This window comes from Vibrio sp. DNB22_10_4, assembly GCF_052879755.1.
Genome location: NZ_JBNNXW010000100.1, coordinates 1 through 252, shown reverse-complemented (window position 1 = coordinate 252; position 252 = coordinate 1). Strand labels below are relative to the sequence as shown.

Below are 252 nucleotides of genomic sequence, written 5' to 3'. Positions count from 1 at the left end.
CACGGATGGCGAGCACGCCGGTGGGCGAACTGAACCCGACGGTGGTAACGGCTTCGCGTAGCGAGCAGCCCTTGTCGGATGCACTGCCGCACACGACGGTTGTCAGCCGCGCCGACATCGAGCGCTCGCAAGCCGCGGATGCGGTGACCCTGCTGCGCCGCGAGGCCGGCATCGAGATCGCGCAGAACGGCGGCCCCGGCACCAATGCCAGCCTCTTCATGCGCGGCGCCAGCTCCAACCAGACGCTGGTTC

The 252-nt window shown here is 69.4% G+C and carries 1 protein-coding gene; it reads left to right on the top strand.

The genetic code is table 11. From position 1 onward, the window contains the following. A partial coding sequence (locus tag ACVA6Q_RS24830) for a TonB-dependent receptor plug domain-containing protein (RefSeq protein ID WP_446649249.1) occupies positions 1–252 on the top strand: 252 nt, incomplete at both ends.